14 protein-coding genes are annotated in these 17622 nt (G+C 55.6%); 1 reads left to right on the plus strand and 13 read right to left on the minus strand.

Annotated features, from left to right (window positions below; all coding sequences use genetic code 11):
- Positions 1–64 precede the first annotated feature (64 nt).
- From ABY734_RS14340 to ABY734_RS14375, 8 genes are all read right to left on the minus strand, one after another.
- A complete protein-coding gene (locus tag ABY734_RS14340) occupies positions 65–754 on the minus strand; it encodes a hypothetical protein (RefSeq protein WP_372779995.1) in 690 nt (229 codons plus the stop codon).
- Between the two features lie 2 nt (positions 755–756).
- Positions 757–1803 (minus strand): glycosyltransferase family 2 protein, encoded by a 1047-nt coding sequence (locus ABY734_RS14345; RefSeq protein ID WP_372779996.1) that lies wholly within the window; start codon positions 1801–1803, stop codon positions 757–759.
- A 45-nt stretch (positions 1804–1848) separates the two neighbouring features.
- On the minus strand, positions 1849–2538 hold the full coding sequence (locus tag ABY734_RS14350) for a sugar transferase (RefSeq protein ID WP_372779997.1): 690 nt from the start codon (positions 2536–2538) through the stop codon (positions 1849–1851).
- Positions 2539–2826: 288 nt separating this feature from the next.
- Positions 2827–4080: an oligosaccharide flippase family protein gene (locus tag ABY734_RS14355; protein ID WP_372779998.1), complete on the minus strand. Its 1254-nt coding sequence runs from the start codon at positions 4078–4080 to the stop codon at positions 2827–2829.
- Between the two features lie 164 nt (positions 4081–4244).
- Positions 4245–4742 (minus strand): hypothetical protein, encoded by a 498-nt coding sequence (locus ABY734_RS14360; RefSeq protein WP_372779999.1) that lies wholly within the window; start codon positions 4740–4742, stop codon positions 4245–4247.
- 121 nt (positions 4743–4863) lie between these two features.
- The gene (locus tag ABY734_RS14365) at positions 4864–5355 is read right to left on the minus strand and encodes a hypothetical protein (RefSeq protein ID WP_372780000.1); all 492 of its coding nucleotides are present in this window, start codon (positions 5353–5355) and stop codon (positions 4864–4866) included.
- A gap of 13 nt (positions 5356–5368) precedes the next feature.
- Entirely contained in the window at positions 5369–7462 is a 2094-nt protein-coding gene (locus ABY734_RS14370) for an LruC domain-containing protein (RefSeq protein WP_372780001.1), read from the minus strand.
- A gap of 171 nt (positions 7463–7633) precedes the next feature.
- Positions 7634–8395 (minus strand): hypothetical protein, encoded by a 762-nt coding sequence (locus tag ABY734_RS14375; RefSeq protein WP_372780002.1) that lies wholly within the window; start codon positions 8393–8395, stop codon positions 7634–7636.
- 107 nt (positions 8396–8502) lie between these two features.
- On the opposite strand from ABY734_RS14375, the gene ABY734_RS14380 reads away from it, so the two are divergent.
- A complete protein-coding gene (locus ABY734_RS14380) occupies positions 8503–9039 on the plus strand; it encodes a DUF2058 domain-containing protein (RefSeq protein WP_372780003.1) in 537 nt (178 codons plus the stop codon).
- 27 nt (positions 9040–9066) lie between these two features.
- Here the strand turns inward: ABY734_RS14380 and ABY734_RS14385 are convergent, their stop codons facing one another.
- The 5 genes from ABY734_RS14385 to ABY734_RS14405 form a co-directional block, all read right to left on the minus strand.
- Complete coding sequence (locus tag ABY734_RS14385; RefSeq protein WP_372780004.1) at positions 9067–10809, minus strand: potassium/proton antiporter; 1743 nt, start codon at positions 10807–10809, stop codon at positions 9067–9069.
- A gap of 48 nt (positions 10810–10857) precedes the next feature.
- A complete protein-coding gene (secD, locus tag ABY734_RS14390; RefSeq protein ID WP_372780005.1) occupies positions 10858–13377 on the minus strand; it encodes a protein translocase subunit SecD in 2520 nt (839 codons plus the stop codon).
- Between the two features lie 52 nt (positions 13378–13429).
- Entirely contained in the window at positions 13430–13777 is a 348-nt protein-coding gene (locus tag ABY734_RS14395; protein ID WP_372780006.1) for a hypothetical protein, read from the minus strand.
- Positions 13778–13919: 142 nt separating this feature from the next.
- Positions 13920–15137, minus strand: a complete 1218-nt coding sequence (locus ABY734_RS14400) for an acetyl-CoA acetyltransferase (protein ID WP_372780007.1) — start codon at positions 15135–15137, stop codon at positions 13920–13922.
- 28 nt (positions 15138–15165) lie between these two features.
- Positions 15166–17622, minus strand: a complete 2457-nt coding sequence (locus ABY734_RS14405) for a TonB-dependent receptor (protein WP_372780008.1) — start codon at positions 17620–17622, stop codon at positions 15166–15168.

Consider the following 17622-nt stretch of genomic DNA (forward strand, 5'->3'; position numbering starts at 1 on the left):
GCTCGTAACATCAGGTAGCTGCAGGTGAGTGTCACTGCAGCTACCGAAGGGTTTCTTTTCTTGTCTAATAGCGTTTTGCCGCCTGTGCTGTTATCGAGCGGGCCGAAATCACATCGACAAAATAGCGATTGGCCAGATCGAGGATAAAGGCGAACCACAAAATGATACCGAGAAACTTGCTTCCGTCCTCAATCAGAAGAATGGCAGGCATTGATTCGCTTGACAGCATATCGGCGCTAACCGATACGGTCCAGGCGACCAGTGCCGGTGCTGCGTAAATAAACGATGGGCCTATCGCGCGGAAAAACACCAGTAGTGTTGCGATTATTATCAGGCCCACTATTGCCTGAATGACCGCCTCTGGAATGATGGGCAGCGTTTGGGCAACGGTTTCGTGAATCATCAGTGAGTCGTCGGCAAGTAGCATAAGGCTGCAAACTGATAGCCACATAAGAGCACTGTTTTTTCTCGGCCCACCGTGAATCTTCTTGCGGAAATTGCCTGCGAAAAATGCGATGCCCGCCGCTGCGGCCAGCAGGCAAATTCCCGCGGTAGAGATTAACCCTAAAAACCAGGCGTTTCCTTGGAGCGAGCTTGCGTCCTCGGTCAGCATCTCCAGGCTTATTCCCTTGGATTGCTGAACTGCCAGCGCAACCATAAAGACAAGCAAAGTAACGATTATCGGCATCATAAGTGCCGACGCATTGAGGTCTGGCCATGAACGCTTGCGTCGTACCACAAGTTTGGTATGCATGGTTATGCCGCCAGCAGGCCAACGACCTGTCTCTCAAGGTTGTCGTAGCGCTGTGGACGCAAAACGTTGAGCAGGACTGCCGCGCCCAGAGTTGCCGTGGTGCGCCCGAATTCACGCAGCACAATGCTGGCGTCTGAGTTTAATGCGCGTTTTAACAGTTCGGCGGCAGCTTGCGCATCGCGAGACTGAACAGCGCGACGGGCCAAATATCGGTACTGATAGGCGCGAGCCAAGTTTTCCCACTTGACGATGAAATCTACGTTGATGCGTGCGTTGTTGCTAACCGAGCGCTCCCAGGAGGCCAGCTGGTTCTTCCAGTTTGCTGACAGGCCCTCTCCGTTGACGCGATAGTTGGTCAGCGCGGCACTTAGCCCTTCAAACTTCCACTGAGTCGACAGAGCTATCCGGAGCCAGCACTCTACATCTTCAGACTGACGGAAGGTCTCGTCGAAATACTGGTGGCCGTAGTGACCGCTGGTTTCGGGGCGAATAAATTTAATCGCGTCGAGTACTTCACGGCGAATCACCGGTGCAGAACCGTTGCCGACCGGGTTTCGGCAGAAAATATCCTGGGCTTTGACAGCGCGGGTTTTGGGCGTCTGAAACAGGCCCAGAGGTTGGCTGTCCTCACTGATAAAAGCAGAGGCGCTGTAGCTTACGCCAACATCTTTACGGTGGTCGAGGTGACCGACGTGGCGCTCCAGCTTTTCAGGGTGCCAGCTATCATCGGAGTCAAGAAACGCGACATAGCGACCGCGCGACTGGCGAATTCCGGTGTTGCGGGCTCCTGCGAGACCGCGATTCTGTTGCCGCACCAGGCGGATACGCGGATCGTCGTAGCTCTCGATGATGGCAGCACAGTTGTCGGGAGAACCGTCATCGACTGCGATGATTTCGAAGTCTTTGTAGGTTTGAGCCAGAACTGAATCAACGCACTCATTAAGGTATTTGGCGGCGTTGTACATCGGGATGACAACACTCACTGCCGGGCGCTTGCTGAAGGGGGTGTCGGTTTTACGGGTCTTAGTGTCTGTGTCGTAGAAGTTCATGGCTATGTCTCCGGTTTTGGTTCTATCGGTTAATAAACAGTCTTGTTAGTAAGCGCCTTTGCCCATCAGGACGGCAGGAACGGTCATGATCGTGATGTACAGGTCCATCCAAAGGTTGCGTTGCTGGTTGTATCGGATGTCCAGTTCCACTTGCTGTTCGAAATCGAGATCAGCGCGACCGGACACCTGCCACAGGCCTGAAATGCCGGGTAAACCCTCAAGACGCTTGCGGTCGTAGTCGCTGTACTGCTCAACTTCACTGATCAGGGCCGGGCGCGGTCCGATCAGTGACATCTCGCCTTTCAGTACGTTGATCAGCTGCGGTAACTCATCGATCGAGAATTTGCGGATGAAATTGCCGACGCGGGTTACGCGAGGGTCGTTAACAAACTTTTTGCAGACGCCGTCACGATCACTCTTCATGGCCGCGACCTGGGCGTGCAGCTTGGGGTCATTGCTCATTGATCGGAACTTGATCATTTTGAAAGTTTCACCGTTCAGCCCTACGCGAACTTGGCGAAAGAACACGCCACCCCGGCTTTCCATCACAATGGCCAGCGCGGTGATCAGCAGCAGGGGGGACAGTGCTGCGAGCAGTGCAAGTGACAGGGTAATGTCGTAAGCGCGTTTGTAGCCGCGCTCAATGAAGTAGCGGTAGCTTCCCAGTGGCGCGTTGTAGAGCGCGTTAAGCTGGGCGGCGATTGAAGTAATCAGTGTGTTGGCGATTGTTTGCATGATGTTTCCTCCTAAGTTTCAGAGGTAATTGCAGCCGCCGTGCCAAACCAGTTAAAAATTTATAAGCTATTGAAAAATAAGGGTAAAAATGATTTTTCTTAGTTTTTTGAAGCCGGGGTTTGCTGTGCTATTTGCATTTTGCAAATCACGTTGAAGGGGTGGTTTGCAAAATGCAAATCGAAAGAGCGGCGGTGGAGACTTTCGGAAATCGTGGGTGCCGCGGGCACGCTTTGTGGCAGTGAAAGAAACAGGGAAGCGCCGGCAAACCCGGCGCAAGGGAGAGTTAAATCAGGCAAGGGCGAGTTGGCGATTGCGGGCCGTCCAGATCTCAATCATGGCACCTGTGCTGGCAGCGCTGTAGGCAGCGATCATGGCCAGCGCTACCGTGTTTGCACCCCATTGCGCGGTCAGGGCGATCATCAGGCTAAAGCCCAATGTGAACACGAGGGCAAGGCGGCTTTCCGCGGCAATCCTGTCGCTGGCTCGGTAGTAAACACTCGTGGCCTCAAACAGCATGCGTGGCAGGGCTGACAGGCACAGCAAGGTGACAAGCCAGCTGGCTTCGCGCCATTGCTCGCCAAAGACGATGGGGACGTAAAACGGCGCGGTGAGTGCCTGCACCAGCAGGGCTGGTGCGATGAAGGACATCCCCATCTTGAGGCTCTCGGCGTAAGTTGCTACCACATCTTTGCCCTCGCGCATGGCATCGCAGAGGCGCGGAAACAGGGCCATATTGAAACCGTTGGTAATTGAGAGGCTGATACCCAGGCCAGCATTGCGGGCAAAGGCATAAAGCCCAAAGGCCTCGGCACCAAGCACCCGTCCCAGAATGAGCAGGTCTATCTGGTTACGGCCGTTTTTCAGCACTTCAGAAAACATGACATGACGCGAGTAGTCGCGCATGGTGCGCAGATCTTCACGGGAGAAGTGTAGCGCTGGCAGCCAGGTTTTACGCAGGTTCAGCCCGACCACCCACAGTACGGCTGCCGCAATCTTGGCGTAGACCACACCCCATACGCCAAAGCCTGCAATAACCAAGGCTGCCGAGATCAGGTTGTCTGCGCCAACAGTCATTGCCATCAGCAGGCTGGTTTCCCGCATCCGGCTGGCCCGTTGCAGCAGGTTGAACTGCACCATCGCAAAGGGGTAAATCAGGTGGGTTACCGCCAACACGGTCAGCATCTCTGTCAGCATGGGCGAGTCATAAAACGTGCCTATCCAGCCAGCGCCAAAATACTGTAGGGCGAACATGATCAGCCCCACCCCCAAGTTGGCCCAGAACACAGAGCTGCAAATGGAATCCAGACGTTCCGGTGTGGTTTTTACAATCAGGTTGCCGATGCCATTACTGGCAAGAATGCGAACGAGCTCGGCGCTGGCGATGGCCAGGGCGGCGAGGCCGTAGTCTGCTTGCGTCAGAAAGCGGGCCAGAATCAGCGTGGTGACCAGGCGTGATATACGAACCACCAATTCGCCGGCAGCCATCCAGCTGAAGTTGCGCATAAAGGGGTGATTCAGAAGATATTGTAATTTCGTTTTCACTGTATTGCTCTCATAGCTGCAGCTTGTTGATCAGGCGGTTGATGTGTTTGCTTGCCAGAACAAGAGCAAGATTGATGCCAGAAAAAAACCTTTAAATTCAATGGCTGGCATGGCCTGGTAGCGCTGCTTTTTGCAAGGTGCTTTGCAAAATGCAATTTAAGTTGCTATTCGATCATCAAGGTCCACGCCCCGGTTGCACGTTCCCACACGGAATACTGGGGTTCGAGTGTTTCTGTATACCGCCAATTGACGGCGATGAGGCGGTCGGTGTCGTCAGGGATCATCAGGCGATAATTAGCCACACCGCTGGTCGATGTATTTAGAAGACAGCCGTCATAGTTCACCTCAAATCCGTTGCTGAGTCGCTCAAATTCCGAACAAACAGACAGGTAGCTGTCCTGGTCGGGTCTTTGCTTGATCACGATTTCCAGTACCCGGTCTGGCGTTTGGTCACCCTCGGGTAGAACGGTCATTGTCGACTCTGTTGAGTACTCAAGCCTCGGTTGCACGTTGAGGCGGCTGTTGTCGACAGGGGAGGTGTAGGGAAGGGTCTGGTCGATAGCGTAATTCACGTCAACTTTATCGTTGATATTTTCATTGCCGCCAACGGCTGCGAAAGCAAAAGCCAGTGGCAGCAGGGCCAGATGTTGCCGTGTTGTCATGACCAGTCACTCCATTACTCTGTCTTACACTTGTTGCGTTGCGTGTATGGTCGTTTAATTCTATTAACTGACGGTGGAGATGCGCACTGCGCGGGAAGCTCCACCATCACGACGTGAATCATCATTCAACAATCCAGCTCTGTGCGGGTTCTCCGCTACTTTGTCTGGTGCGATAGATAGGTTCAGCGGGGGTGTCAAGGAGAAGGATAACTGCCACCAGCGATTCAACGTCACCGGGTACGGCCACTGTTGCTGTTACGTCAGGTGCGATGTTGGTTTTAACCAGGCAGCTTGAGAAGTCTACGGCGATTTCGCCGTTTTCCTCTGTATAGTCAGTGCAGATCGACAAATGTGCTGAGCTGGCGCCAAAAGAGCTGGTGCTGGCTGTAACGGTAAGGTCGTAGTCCTGTTCGAGGTTGTAATTTGAGGGGACGACAAGCTCAGCTGTCGTGGCCGCCTCTTTGGGTATTGTCGGCGTTTCCTCAACTACGGTGGTTGTGACTGTCGGCTGCTCAGCCGCGGGGGCACTGGCTTCTCCGCCGCCGCCGCCACCGCCACCGCAGGCTGCCAATATCAGGGTTAGTGAGCTAATCATTAAATGTTGAGTTTTCATTGTCATGTCCTTTTTACTTGCGGAAGATATTTTTTGAGCGAGCGTTGCTTTTCTTGTACCAACCTTTATTGCTGGTGCCGCTGCTGGTTACGTGTTCATGGAATTGTGGATAGGCCCACTTGATGTCCATGTATTCAAGGGGATGGTTCCAGTCGTAGGGGATATTCAACGCCCAGGGCATACCGTTTTCGTTGACGAAGTACTCGTCGCGAGCCGGATCAGAGGCGTCGTCGCCGCGCCCAAAGAAGTTTTGTTGAAAGGCTTCAGTTGGAGCTTTGTCTTTCAGGTGAATCTCAAAGCGGCGTCCAGGAGCCTCTCCGAAAACGTAGTTTCTCTCATAGCCTTCGGTCGCGAACAAAAAGGGGTCAAAGGGGAATTCATCGATGTCATCGGCCTTAATGGCTCCGCTGACAGGGATGTTAATTTCGAAGCTCATTTGAATCCCGGAGCCACAGCCATCTTCGGTGCGGTAGTATTTACAGGCTTCACCAGACGTTACGTAGTCTTGCAAATCCTGCGCAATAATCACGGTGGCATCTCGGCGTTCCGGCTCTACCGGGGAGTAGGGCTGCAGGAAGCCGTTCACGGTCAATGTGGTAGCGAGCGAATTAATTCCACTGGTAGGCAGGCCCGGAATGCGGAATGCAAAACCGTTGTGGTAGCTCGCCCCCATGGCAGCCACATGGCCGCTGATTTTGATGCTGGCGATATTATCCGCAACAGTGACAGTCTTGATGTTGTATTTAATAACGACATCATTCATGTCGTAGTCACCGGTGAGCGGCCAGTTGTCTTCAAACGCGAGTGTTGCGTAGCGATTGGCGCCCGGGTAAAAGGTCGTCAGCGTGTCTGCAGCCTCTACCGTCACTTTGTAATCTTCCACTTCCCCGTCTGCGACACCACCCGTCGCGGTCACGTGGTCGGGTGAGCTCAATCTAACCCGAAGCCAGGTCTCGCCAAGCAGTGTTTCTTTGGGTGCTTTGAAATGAATCAGGTGTTTACCGGCATCAATGGTCTTATCGCTGATGACCTGTTCGTCGTCATCGAAAACACCGTTCTGATTCCAGTCTCCCCAGATGTTCAGCTCGCCCTTGGCGGAAGCTGTGACCTCAAAGTACGTATAGCGGTAGGGGGCGATGTTATTGATCAGGGCAACACCATCGTTTTGTTCGGTGGCTGACGCGCCGCCCTCCAGGTAGGCGTCAGGTTCGTAATTTACAGCCTCACCCAGGTACAGCGTGCCGTCACCGCGCCCGTGACGTGCGCCATTATTAGCGAATGAGGTGCCGTAGCTGTCTGGCGCACTGCCAAAGTCTGTGTCGGGCACTTCACTGACGTTAACCGGAGCAAGTGGGCATCGGGCGCCATCGTTGTTGCTGGATGACGGGCCATAGGAAAAAAGTTCTGCTTTGGGGGTGGGCTGTTGAGTGTCGATGCGATAGATATAGCCATCGCTATTGTTAGCAATGTAAAGGTTGCCGTTGATATCGAAATAGGTGCCACCGAAGTAGCCGTTAACGCCGGTATTGCCAACGTTGATTGCCGTTGCGGTCGCCACATTGATTTTCCAAAGATCACCATCCTTGTCGACGGTGTAAGCCATTCCATCATAGGGGTGGAAAGACAGGTCAAAAATATCCAGCTCGAAGGCTTTTCCGGTGATAACCTGCGATGCCTTTAAAAAATCGGCTGCCGTGGGGTCGAGACTGATACGGTAAAGGCCCTTGTCGCTGCCTTTGCGATAAACGTAATAAGCATTTTCTGCGACAGCAATGTCGCCAGCGATGAAGTCGTGATCCGGTAAATCGCTGGGGAATAACAGCTCAGTGCGGTATTCAGCGTCGATTTTCACAATGGCCCGCAGTTTGTCGTTGTACGCATACAGATATTGGTCGTGGGTGTTGAACGCCAGTGCATTCAGCTCCATGTCCGTCCACTCGGTTGGTGCAACATTCTGATAGAAGCCAGTCGACAGCTGAATGCCGTAGAGTTGGGCGTATTTGTCTTGAATCAGGAAGGCTTCGTCTGGGCAGGACGAAAAGGGCGTTGCCAGTGTCGGAAGGGCGCTAGCCAGTAGAAGCGCCGGTATCAGTTTTTTTGGTTTCATTGCAGCCTCACAGTTAAGTGTGTGTTTCGATTTGAGCACTTGTTTGCACGAGGCGTGCCAGAGAATAAAAAACTAGTTATATCAGTTGGTTGCGATATTTTTGGGTGGTGTTTATTTGCAATTTGCAAATGCACAGGGGGAGAAATACCCTCGGGAATTGCAATTTGCGAATCATTTTGCGTTGGTGGGGTTTGTTAACAGGGGAAAGTGGCTCAATGCACAATCGGTGAGTCGGGGCAGTTGTTGCTTAATGGTCCTGCGATTATTTTCCAATCGCTTCACTCGTCTGAGCAGGTTCGCCAATTTGCCGAACAGGACTGCAGGTATCTGGCGGGAGGGTGGCACCGGGAATTCTGCGCGCAGCGGGCCTGCGCTGTAATGGCGAATATAATCCGCGAGTTCTGCACTGTGGTTATTGTTCCACAAGGGTGGGAGTTCCTGGAAGCCGTCCCAGCGGGTTAGAAAATGAATGATGTGGCCGTTTTCGCCCCAGCCAACGTCATCGGCTTCTGGCAGGGTGCAATCGATGTTGTCGAGAATCTGACTAAGCATAAGCTTGGCGGGCCCTGCCGACGTAAACAGCAGCACACCTGAATTAATTCGTCCGCTGAAGCCCTGCGCCGCGTAGATATACTTTCCGGGCTTGATCAGGGTGTCGAGCGATGGAGTGTTTTCACGAATTCGGGCATCGGCGTCTACATAGAAAACGCGATCGTAGCCTGCTTCCAGTGCGTTCAGCGCCAGGCTGAGTTTAAGCCAGGCCGTTTCCAGGCCAAGTGCATTGATTCGGGGGCGGTTTACGCATACGTATTGATAGCCATGGCGTTGGGCGTAGCGTCGCTGGCTGCGGATCAATTCTCCATAGCGCCAGTGATAGCCATTCAGGGCTACCGTAAAAACCAGAGTTTTGCTGGCTACCGGCGTATTCATCATTTAATCATTGCTGATTTGTCAGGTTGCGGCAAGTAACGCTTCGGCTTTTAACCGATAAATGCAGTAGAATTTAACTTTCTAAATCAGTTTTAGCGCGGGTAGTTCATATGGCAACGCTTCAGGAGCAGTTACTCAAGGCCGGTATCGTTGACGAAAAAAAGGCCAAGCAGCTCAAGAAAGAAAAACGCAAGGCCGCCAAGCAGCCTAAGGGGCAGGTTCAGATCGATGAAAGTAAAGCTGCGGCCGCACGCGCTTTGGCAGAGAAAGCGGAGCGTGACCGCGAGCTGAACCGGAAGCGTCAGGCCGAGGTCGAGAAAAAGGCGATTCAGGCACAGATCACGCAATTGATAAGCACCCACAAACTTGATCGCAGAGGCGGCGAGCTGTCCTATCAGTTTGTGGACGGTAAAAAGATCAAAAAGCTCTATGTCACCAATGACCTACAGACCCAGTTGACGCGCGGTCAGATAGCCATCGTCAAACAAGGCGAGACCTACGAGCTGGTGCCGGCAACTGTGGCGGAAAAGATCAAGCAGCGCGATGAAAGCCGGGTGCTGGTGTTGCATGACAAGTCTGCCAGTCAGACGGTGGACGAAGACGATCCCTATGCGGATTACCAGATTCCCGACGACCTGATGTGGTGAGTTTGCGTTTGGGTGCCGGCCGCTGAACTATTGCTGATCCGGTGGCGGCGAGAGTTTCAGGCCCACCGCGCTGATGCCACTCGCGTCCAGCTTTCTGACCACAAAACGCAGGTGCCCCATCGACAGCCTGTCGCCTACCACCGGGCGATTATGGAAATGCCGGCTCAGGTAGTGCCCTATGGTTTCCTGTCGATCCTGTGCCGCCACGCGCACGCCGTATATCTCGGCCAGATCGCCCAGCGTTGCCTGGGGTGAGATAACAAATTCCCCGAAGAACGAGGTTTGGGCCTGCTGTTGGCTTTCCAGTGTCTCGAGCGGCGCAAACAGGGCGCCGATGGCGCTGATTGGCTCACTGGCGAGTATCATCACATGATCCTCGGGCTCCAAAGTGGCTTTCTGCGCGGCACTTTGAAAAACACCATCGCGAACAATGCCTATCGTCTGGGTACCTTCACCGGCGGGCAGACGATTAATCGCCATGCCATTGGCCTTGCAGCCGGAAATGACCTGGTAGAGATGCAGTGTCTTACCCTGTTCACTGGGCAACACCACCTGAAAATGGGCCGGATCATTGTTCTGCTCTGGCACCAGAATACGCAGGGATCTAGCCACAGCGGCGATCGACCAGCCCTGCAGAATCAGCGACACCAGTACCACCACAAACACCAGCTCAAACACGAGATCAGTGCTTTCCAGCCCGGCCAGTGAGGGATAGAGGGCGAGAATGATGGGCACCGCACCGCGCAAACCACACCAGCTGATAAACAGTTGCTCGCGCACTGGAAAGTGAAACGGTAGCAGCGACAGGGCCACGCTGAGGGGGCGGGCGATAAAAATCAGCACCAGCGCAATGGCAATCGCCGGCGCAATAACCGGCGTCATATGGCTGGGTGTAATCAGCAGGCCCAGCATAAGGAACATGCCTATCTGACTGAGCCAGGCAATGCCGTCGTGAAAACGGTGAATATCCTTGCTGAAGGGTAGCGAGCTGTTGCCGATGATCACTCCAAATACGTATACCGCGAGAAACCCACTGCCGTTGATCAGGCTGGTCAAACCGAACACGCTCAAGCCTGCGGCCAGCACGGCAAGTGGGTAGAGAGAGCTGGGCAGTTCCAATCTGAGCAGTAACCAGCGGAAGCAAAATCCACCGGCCAGCCCCAGAACCATGCCCAGGCCCATTTGCTGAATAAAAAAGGTGACGAGCGCGCTGAAGTTCAGTGCGCCACCTTTTGACAGCAGCTGCACAAGAATGACGGTCAGAAAGATAGCCATCGGGTCGTTGGTGCCCGATTCAACCTCCAGTGTGGCACTGGTTCGCTCTTTCAGGTGAATACCTGCAGAACCTAACAGGCCAAAAACTGCCGCCGCGTCGGTTGAGCCGACAATGGCGCCCACCAGAAAGGACTCCGGCCAGGGCAGGCCCAGAATCCAGTGCACGGCGAGGCCGGTGATGGCGGCAGTACCGATTACCCCCACGGTGGCCAGCGACAGGGCGGGTTTCAGGCTGACCCGAAAGGCTTCGCGGCGTGTGCCGAGGCCGCCGTCCAGGAGAATAATAGCCAGCGCCAGGTTGCCCAGCACAAAGGCCAGACCAACGTCATTAAAGTGAATGCCGCCGGGGCCGTCTTCGCCGGCGAGCATACCCAGCACCAGAAAGACCAGCAGAATCGGCGCACCCAGTTTGCGCGACACCACGCTGGCAAAAATGCTCAATAGGGCCAGCAGGGCACCGACAAAAATAATCTGGCTGGAAAACTCAAGTGTCATGCCGGGACAAATCCAAAAGCGGGCACCGCCGGGCGGCGGTGCGCAAAATCAGGGTAGCAGATCGAGCTCGCTTTGTATTTGCTCGCGCGTGGCGCGGAGCTGGGAGCGCCCTTGCTTGATACGGCGCTGTCCAAGCAGATAGACAATGGGCGCGGCAATCAATACAGAGGAGCTGGTTCCGACCACAATGCCAAACAGCATGGGCTGGGCGAAGCTCGCGACTGCGTGTCCGCCGGCTATGGCCATTGGCAGCAGAGCGACAAAGGTCGTAAGCGACGTAAACACCGTGCGTGTAAGAGTGGCGCTTATGCTGCTATTGAGGAGTTCCAGCAGGGCTTGATCGGGTTCCGCACGAAGGTTTTCCCGAATGCGGTCAAACACAACTACCTTGTCGTTGATGGAGTAACCGATCAATGCCAGCAGGGCGGCCACTGCGGTCAGGTTGAACTCAATACCAAACAGGGCGAAAAAGCCCAGGGTTTTGGTCAGGTCGAGGGCAATGGTCAGCGTTGCAGCGAGCGCAAAATGCGATTCAAAGCGCAGCCACAGATACAGCAGCAGACCGCCGCAGGCAAGGATAATGGCCAGCACGGTGTCTTCGCCAAAACTGGCGCTGATCTTGGGACCGACCTGATCAACCCGATCGATACTGGCCGCCGAATGCGTATCGCTAAGCAGAGAACGGATCTGCTCCACGGTGTTGCCGCTGGTCAGTTCAGTCTCGCTGGCGCTATGGCTTGGCAGCCGCAGCAGATAGCGGTCGCTGCTGTCATCACTGCCAATGCCCTGAACAGCTGCAGAAGCAATGCCGTTGTCGGTGAGCAGTTGGCGTAGCTCGCCCTGAGTGGAATTAGGTAATTGCAGTTCGATAACCGTGCCACCGCTGAAGTCCACGCCGTAATTGAGGCCGGGGTTTATCACCAGCAGGATGGAGGCCAGCGATAACACCGCCGAGCCGATTAATCCGGCGCGACGACCTTTCATTAGATTTAACGGTTGGCGCGTTAACCGATCAAGCAAATGCTCTTTTGGCAGCGGCAAGGGTCTTCTGGGCCTTCCCGCAACTACCGCCTGCATAATCTGGCGTGTAACCGCCACTGAGGTAAACAGCGAGGTCAGCAAACCGATGGCGATGGTTACCGCAAAACCACGAACTGGTCCGCTGCCGAACAGGAACAGCAGGCTGACGGCGATCAGGGTGGTCAGGTTGGAATCGAGTATGGTTGCGTAGGCGCGGTCAAAGCCTTCCTGCAGGGCCAGTTGTGCGGATTTACCACGCCGAGTTTCCTCGCGAATGCGCTCGTTGATCAGGATGTTCGCGTCTACCGCCATACCGATGGTAAGGATCAGACCGGCAATGCCCGGCAGAGTCAGGGTGGCCCCTAGCAGACTGAGGATGCCGAAGATCAGCACCACGTTGATACCGAGGGCGGTACAGGCAATCAGGCCCCAGCTGCGGTAGCTCAGTAACATGAAGGCAATCACCAGTCCGGCGCCCAGCAGGCCAGTGCTCAGGCCCATGGCAATGGAGTCGCTGCCTAGGTCGGGCCCGACTGTACGTTCTTCAATCACATGCAGTTTTGCAGGCAGAGCGCCGGCGCGCAGCATCAGGGCCAGATTGCTGGCTTCGGGCACGGTGAAATTGCCGCTGATCTCGCCGTTCGCGCCAATCATTGAGCGAATGACCGGAGCCGTTAAAACGCGATCATCCAGCACAATGGCCAGTGCGCGACCGATATTGTCGCCGGTGAGTTTACTGAAAATATTGGCGCCGCGAGAATCCAGTCGAAAGTTGATAACCGGCTGGCCGGATTCGGGGTTAAAGCCGAGCCGGGCATCACTGATGTGTTCGCCGCTGAGTACCTGTTCCTGTTCCAGTCGGAAACGCTGGCCATCCTCACCCGGCAGGTTTTTGGTCAGCGTGCTGCCGCGCCCGTCAGCAACCCAGTGAAAGGACATTTTGGCTGTTGTACCCAGAAGCTTTCGAATGGACTGCGGGTTATCCACGCCGGGCAGCTGCACCAGTATGGCGTCGCTGCCCTGTCGGGTAATGCTCGGTTCCACCAGCCCACTTTCATCCAGGCGCTTGCGCAGAATATCCAGACTGCGTTCGATGGCATCGTCGAGTAACTGGGCTCTGTGTTCGGGTTTTAAGGTCACCGTTACCTGCGCTGTTTCGCGGTGCACGCGGTAAAATGCTTCCTGTCCCGGTTCTTTAAGGCTGCCAGCCACAACTTGAGCCACACTGGCCAGCTCCGATTCAGTGTGAATGACAACGCTCTGCTCGCTGGCCGTAATGCGGTCAACGCGTAGCTTGTTTTCGCGCAGGGTGCGGCGCAGTGAATCCGCCAATTGCTGGTGGTGTTCGCCCAGTAACTGGCGTTGATCTATTTCCAGCAAGAGGTGAGAGCCGCCGCGCAAATCCAGGCCGAGCTGGAACGTGTTATTGCGGTACCAGGAGGGCAGTTCATTGCTCAGGCGGTCGGGTATTACATTGGGCAGGGCGCATAACAGGCCCAGCACAACAATCAGGCTGTAGACGACAGCCCGCATTCGTGACGTTTTCATAGATTTTCCTCTGTCGGCGCGCCAAATGCAGGCCGGTTAATCGATGGTGTGCTTATATCGATCGCGAGGTTGGGGGGGCGCGACTGGCCGGGCGCCAATGATGCCGGCTGGTGGCAAAGGCCCGAAAAGCCTTGCTGGAGGCGTGGCCAATCTGGCTTGCGGGTGAATACGAAACCTCAGAAACGGCTAAAGCGTCGGAGTCATCCTGCTCATCCACACTTGCGGGACGAACCTCGCTGAGCCGGTTGTACAGGCCATCTGCCAGATCATGCAGCGTCAGCAGTTGTGAAGGCTGGTCAGGTGCAGTAAAAGGCGCTACAGAATTACCCGCTAAACCGCAGCAAAGCAGCAGTACCAGCGTCAGGCCGGTTAAACTCCATCGGTGGGCGGGGACAGTCATTGCGAACCTGGTAGCTTGGCTGGCACGGGCGCGATTATAGCACCGCGCCCGTGCCAGCCACTGCGACATTTGTGTTGCTTTTAACGAAACGAAGTCGCTCACACAGCTCTCTCGGGAGCAGGGCGGCGTTTGGATGTAATGGCTAATAGCCCACCACAAAACTCGCAATGGTTGTCGCGCTGCCGCCCAGGTTCAAAGTCTGCGCTCGCTTTACCCCTTCAATCTGCGCGGCGCCGGCTGTCCCGGTCACCTGTCGCGCGGCATCGGCCAGCATACGAATACCGGTTGCCCCTACTGGGTGTCCCTGTCCCATCAAACCGCCGCCGGGATTGATCGGTATGCTGCCGTTGCGGGTAATACGGCCATCTTCTATTGCCTGCCAGCTCTGGCCCGGGGCGGTAATGCCAAAGTGATCGATGGCCATGTATTCCGTGATCGTGAAGCAGTCGTGGGTTTCGATGATATCGATCAGGCCGGTATTGGGCAGGCCGGCGCGGTGCTGTGCGTCGGAGATGGCTTTGGCGACGTGGGGAAAAATCAGGGGTTCATCGGCGCTTAGAGCCAGTTTGTCTTTCTGGCGTAAGGTGGCGGTGGTGTGGCCCCAGCCGAGAATACGTGGCAGCGTTTCCGGATCGGCCCCCAGCTCTCTGGCCTTGTCGGCGCTGACGAGTAAGACCGCGGCAGCGCCGTCAGTAAAGCCGGCGCAGTCGTTGCGCCGCAGTCGTCCCTCTACTAAGGGGTTGCGCGCGTCGTCGGCGTCGAAGCTGCCTTCGGCGAATTGCCAGTCGCGGGTTTGGGCACGGGGATTGTCTTTGGCGTTGCTGAAATTGATTTTGCCGATCTCGCGCATGGCGGCTTCGTTCAAACCGTAGCGCCGCTCATATTCGCCCGCGAGACCTTCGAACATCCACGGCCAGCAGAAAGTGGCGGCTTCGGATTCCTCACCCGCCAGGGCCGCGACGGCCATATGTTTGGCGGCCTGTTCGCCGCTCAAGTGGCGTTCCTGTTCCACACCCAGCGCCAGCACACAGTCGTAGCGGCCGGCTTCGATCTCCGTCATGGCTGCCAATACAGCCATGCTGCCCGAGGCGCAGGCGGCCTCGTGGCGGGAAATGGGCAGGCCGTGCAGGGCAGGGTCAACGGAAGCCAGCACGCCCCCCAGTTGTCCCTGACCATTGGTCAGCTCCGCCATAAAATTGCCGACGTGAGCTGACTGAATTGCCGATGCAGGAATGCGCGCGTGCTCAAGCACTTCTTCCAGTGCTGCGCCCATGATGGCCGAGAGGCCTTTGTCTTCGCGGCCCCAGTGCCGGGCAAAGTCGGTTTGCGACCAGCCGAGAATAAATACGTCCTTGCTCATTCTGTTCTCCGTCTTTCCCAAGCAGCCCTTACCAGCGATAGGTAAACTGCGCTGCTATATTGCGTGGCCTTTCGATAAAGGCGTAGTGGCCGATGGCACCAAACACACTGTTGGCCAGTGACATGCTGTTGGCGTAGGTGATGATCACCTCGTCGGTCAGGTTCTTGCCAATCAGCGCAAACTCCCAGCCTGCTGCTTCGTCGGCAAGGGCCGCCCGCAGATTCAGTTTGTAGTAGGCATCCTGCAGCAAACGCGGGTCAAGATCCTGTGTCGGATTGTATTCCCCGGAAAACACCACATCAAAGGCGCCGCGCACAGTGAGCCCGTTAGCTAGCGGATTTTCATAGGCCAGCGACAGATTGCCGGAGTAGTCCGCTACGTACTGGTTGGTTTTGCCGGTAAAGTCGCACAGACCGTCGCCGTCCGGATCAGGCTGCTGCTGAAAGCACTGGCCGTTCTCAAATTTGGTGAATTCAAAATCCAGTAGGGCCAAGGCTCCGCTCAGGGTGAGGCTGTCGGTCAGAGCGACGCGCCCGTCGACTTCGATGCCCATGGTGCGGGCAGCACCGGCATTGCCCACGTTAAAACCCAGAGTGCCATCAAAAATACTGACCTGCAGATCGTCATACTCGGTTATAAAGGCAGTAGCGTTCAGGTCGGCGCGGCCATCCCACAGGGTACTTTTGCTGCCAAGCTCCAGGGTAATGGCTTCTTCCTCTTCGAACTCAAAGGAACCGATAAACTGCTCGCTGGGATCGTCGCCGTAGTTGGGGTTGTGCGGCGCCGGGTCATCGGCGGCGGGAGATTGGTTGGATCGCGCATCAAAACCGCCCGACTTGAAGCCCTGACTCAGAGTCGCGAAGAGCATGGTGCTGTCGAATTCGTATTGCAGAGTAAACAAGGGTGAGATATTGGTCGAAGAGCGGCTGCCTTCGAGATCCTGCTCTTCAACCGAGAGCACCTTTGCCAATACGGTGCGAACTTCCTGCGGGTCCAGCTGGCTGCCGTCGTTGGTCAGTTTAATGGAGCGACTGCCGTCCTTGGTTTCGTACGACAGCCGCGCGCCGAAGGTGGCACGCAGGTTGTGGCTCCAGTGCCAGGTTCCCTGAAAGAAAACAGACCACAGCTCGGTGTCGGTCGTAAATTCACGTGGGGTGCGCAACTTGCGCAAGTGTTCACCGGCATCGCCCACGCCCGCTGCACCGCCAAACACATCTCCATCGGCTGGCCGGTCGCCTAGATCGCCACCAGCTGCGGCGTCGGCCACGTTCAGAAGTTCGGGTAAAATGGTGCTGTCTATGCGCACGGAATCAAAATAATCCAGATCGCTTTTTTGAAAGTAACCGCCGGCGATGTATTCAAAATTGTCGCCCAACGGAGATACCCAGCGGAATTCCTGGCTGAACTGTGAATACTCCTCCTGCAGCAAGGCATCAAAAACTTCGGCGCCGGTAAAATCCACATCGGCTACTTCTTCAAATTCGTAGGCCATAAACCCCGTGATAAACGTCAGTACGTGGCCGTTGAGGTCGTAGTCCGCCTTGAGGGTGAGGTTGCGGGTATCGTTGTGGCTGTAATCGCCGTTGGAAGAGCGTTTGTAGTCCTGAAAGTTGTTTAGCACCGACTCATCGGCGTCGATATTCAGCACGCCGGGTATCTGTGTATCGTTGAGTATTTCAGCATAGGTGCGACCGGCGAACAGCAGGTTGGAGGAGTTCGATGGCACATCCGTTACCACCTCTACTTGCCGGCCGGTGACGTCGAACTTGCCGGCCTCAAGTTTGGTCAGGATTTGCAGCCGGTCGGATGCGGCCCAGTCAATCAGCAAGCGGGCCGTGACTTCATCGCGAGCCGGCTCATCGCGATTCAGGGTCAGATTTTCAATATAGCCGTCCAGCTGGCGATAGCGTCCGGCAAAGCGCACGCCTACGGTATCACTGAGCGGCCCGGACAGAACCAGATCGATCACTTCCTCACCGTGATCCGGTTCATAGAGCAGAGAGACCTTGCCCTCGCTTTCCTCGCCGGGGCGCCGCGAGTGCAGGCTGACAGCGCCGGCAATGCTATTTTTGCCGTACAGAATATTCTGCGGGCCGCGCAGCACCTCCACCCGTTCGAGGTCGAGAAAGGGAGCCCGGGAAAGCTGTGCGCGGCCGTAGTAGATACCATCGAAGTACATGCCCACGGATTGCTCAAAACCCTGATTAATCCCACTGCCCAAACCGCGAATGTAAATGTTGGTGCCGATCCCGGTTTCCGACATGGTGAAATTGGGGATGTAGGCCTGCAGGTTTTCGATCTTGTCGATACCGGCTTCCTGTATTTTGTTGCCGCCCATGGCGCTCACCGATACCGGCACATCCTGCAGGCTTTGGGTGCGCAGCTGGGCAGTAACAATTACTTCCTCCAGGATTGGAGAGTTGGCGTGCACAGTGGCACTGCCCAGCAGAACCAAAAGGGTGGCAGTAGTTTGGCGACGGTTCAT

This window comes from Litorivivens sp. (assembly GCF_041624475.1).
GTDB lineage: Bacteria > Pseudomonadota > Gammaproteobacteria > Pseudomonadales > Spongiibacteraceae > Litorivivens.